This window comes from Streptomyces cahuitamycinicus, from assembly GCF_002891435.1.
Taxonomy (GTDB): Bacteria; Actinomycetota; Actinomycetes; order Streptomycetales; family Streptomycetaceae; genus Streptomyces; species Streptomyces cahuitamycinicus.
On sequence record NZ_POUC01000650.1, the window covers coordinates 1 to 3,084 of the forward strand.

Genomic DNA, 3,084 nt, shown 5'->3' on the forward strand with positions numbered 1-3,084 from the left:
GAGTTCGTCGGCAGCGTCAGATGTGTATACGAGACAGGTCCAGCACTGTCGGCGCTCCTTGTCAGCGTTGGCCAAGCCCCGGGACGGCTTGCCTCCGTCGCCGGGGTTCTTTTGAGATATAGACACGCTACTGTGTGCATAGGTGCGGTGTATAGCGGTTAACAGTGCTCCACTCGTATGTGGTACTCGATGCCGTCGTACGGTGTTCGATATGACGTCAGAGCCAGGGCAGTCGCCGATTGACGCAAACAAGATCGCGTACGTCTACATGCAGATGGCCGATCACATTGCTGAACGCATCGCCAGGGGAGAACTGCGGCCCGGCGCCCGGTTGCCGGGTGAGCGAGATCTTGCCGCAGAGTACGGAGTCGCGCACTTGACAGCCCGTCGCGCGACACGGGAGCTCCGCGAGCGCGGCCTCGTGGTCACACTCCCTGCCAAGGGAACTTTTGTCGCGTACCCCACAGAAGCCGATGAGTTCGTCACTGGTGACGTGGAGTAGTGCTGCAGGAGCGAGCAGCCTGTGGACAAAATCGCCATGCGGAGGCTTCTAGCCCCTTGAAGGCGGGATCGAGCTCTACATGATCGCTGACTCCTTCAGGAAAGGTGGTCACGCTGGGTGACCGAGACGTGTGATGGCGGCTTCGCACAGAGCGATGAGATCCCATACGGCCAGGCCTGTGGAGTTTGCTGTTACGGCCATGCAATCGGCAGCCCGTAACTACACTCCCGGCCCATGCGCACCCCCCACCACGTCAAGTGCCCGAAGCCGAGAAGAGGCAGCGTCTCTCGAGGCGGCCGTGAAGAAGTGCCCGGGGGCGGTGACGCCCCCTGACCCCCGCCGCGTCCAAAGCCAAAGCCGCAGCCAAAGCCAAGACCAAGACCAAACCCCGCCACAAACAGTCCCGCGACCCCCGAGCCCACTGGCTTCTGCTCGCCCTCACCCTCCCCCTCGTCTTCGCCCTCCTGCTCTTCGAAGGCTGGACCCGGCACGAGGTCGACGCCGCCAAAGCGCGGTCGCCCTGTACGGCTCCCGTGCCCGACGCCGTCGCCCGCGGCGGGCCCGTGATCGGGATCGACCGGGACGGGATCCGGACCGGGGCGATGCCCGCCCGGACCGTCGCGCTCACCTTCGACGGAGGCCCCGACCCCGTCTGGACACCCCGGTTCCTCGGCCTGCTGCGGCAGTACGACGCGCGGGCGACGTTCTTCGTGCACGGTGCCCAGGCCGCCCGGCATCCGGAGTTGATCCGGCGGATCCGGGCCGAGGGACATGAGATCGGGTCCAACACGTACACCGGGGCCGTCCTGGGGGAGTCCTCCGCACCTCGTTTCAGGGCCGAGCTGGAGCTGACCCAGAGCGCCCTCGCCGGGGCCACCGGACGGCGGACGAACCTGCTGCGGATGCCCCGCACAACCAGCCCGGACACCCTGTGCGGACGCGAGTGGCAGGCCGCGCGGCGGGCCGCCGGGGACGGGTACGTACTCGTCGCCGCCGACAAGGGGTCGCGCAGGCCCGCTCAGGGGCTCGTCCGGCAGCTCAGTCAGACGGAGAGCGCCTTTCAGGAGGCGCGCAGGCTGTTGAAGAACAGGGCCGTCGACCGGTTCACCACCGTGTCCGACGGGCTCGAGCTCGTGCCGTACGCCTCCCCGTCCCTCGTCGAACGGTGGCTGGGGTGGGGGCTGATCCGGGTCACCGGCCTCGGGCACGTCCTCTCCACCGCCATGATCTGGATCCTCGGCGTCGCCGGCGGTCTCGGCGTGCTGCGGCTGTTGCTGCTCGCGCTCTTCGCCCGGGCCCATGTGCGGCGGCTGGAGCGGTTCCGGACCGGAGCGCCCTGGATGCGGGAGACATCGGGGCCGGTGACCGTGCTGGTCCCGGCGTACAACGAGGAGGCCGGGATCGGGCCGACCCTGCGGTCGCTGCTCGCCTCCACCCACCGGCAGCTCCAGGTCGTCGTGATCGACGACGGGTCCACCGACCGGACCGCCGACATCGCCGAGAACACGGGTGACGCGCGGGTGGAGGTCGTACGGCAGGCGAACGCCGGCAAGGCCGCCGCACTGAACGCCGGTCTCACGCACGCCCGTTACGACATCGTCGTGATGGTCGACGCCGACACCGTCTTCGAGCCCGACGCCGTCGAGCGGATCGTGCAGCCGCTCGCGCACCCGGCCGTGGGTGCCGTCAGCGGCAACACCAAGGTCGGCAACCGGCGCAGTCTGCTCGCCCGTTGGCAGCACCTGGAGTACGTCTTCGGCTTCAACCTCGACCGGCGCATGTTCGAGGTGCTGGAGTGCATGCCGACCGTGCCGGGTGCCATCGGGGCGTTCCGGCGGGACGCCGTGATCGGTGTCGGCGGGGTCAGCGAGGACACCCTCGCCGAGGACACCGACCTGACGATGGCCCTGTGGCGGTCCGGCTGGCGGGTGCTGTACGAGGAGTCCGCCGTCGCCTGGACCGAAGTGCCCACCAGCCTGCGGCAGTTGTGGCGGCAGCGGTACCGGTGGTGCTACGGCACGCTGCAGGCCATGTGGAAGCATCGCGGGGCCGTGTTCGGCACCGGGCCTGCCGGGCGGTTCGGACGGCGCGGGCTGACGTATCTCGCGCTGTTCCAGGTCGCGTTGCCGCTGCTCGCGCCCGTCATCGACGTGTACGCCCTCTACGGCGTGCTGTTCCGGGACCCGTGGGAGTCCGCCGCGGTCTGGTTCGCGTTCCTCGGCGTGCAGATCGTCTGCTCCGGCTACGCGCTCAGACTCGACGGCGAGCCGGTGCGGGCCCTGTGGTCGATGCCGTTCCAGATCGTCGTCTACCGGCAGTTGATGTATCTCGTCGTCATCCAGTCGCTGGTGGCGCTGCTGCTCGGCAGCCGGCTGCGGTGGCAGCGGATGAAGCGGTCCGGGACGGCCGCTGAACAGATCGGCGGGCCCGTCCCGTATAGGGGTGTGCCGATGCGCTGACCCGAGAGCCCCCCACAGCACCTTCGAGGCGTCGATGAGCGACTGGACCGACCGTCCGGGAGAACCCCCGCCCGAGTGGACCCCACACCGGGGGTCCCTCGCCCCGCCCCCCTCGACCCGTAC

General features: G+C 68.9%; 2 protein-coding genes. Both read left to right on the forward strand.

The window, feature by feature from the left end; translation table 11 throughout:
* The first annotated feature begins 211 nt into the window (after positions 1 to 211).
* Positions 212 to 502 (forward strand): winged helix-turn-helix domain-containing protein, encoded by a 291-nt coding sequence (locus C1J00_RS40990; RefSeq protein WP_102913916.1) that lies wholly within the window; start codon positions 212 to 214, stop codon positions 500 to 502.
* Between the two features lie 329 nt (positions 503 to 831).
* On the forward strand, positions 832 to 2,961 hold the full coding sequence (locus C1J00_RS40995; protein WP_500691502.1) for a bifunctional polysaccharide deacetylase/glycosyltransferase family 2 protein: 2,130 nt from the start codon (positions 832 to 834) through the stop codon (positions 2,959 to 2,961).
* Positions 2,962 to 3,084: the final 123 nt, after the last annotated feature.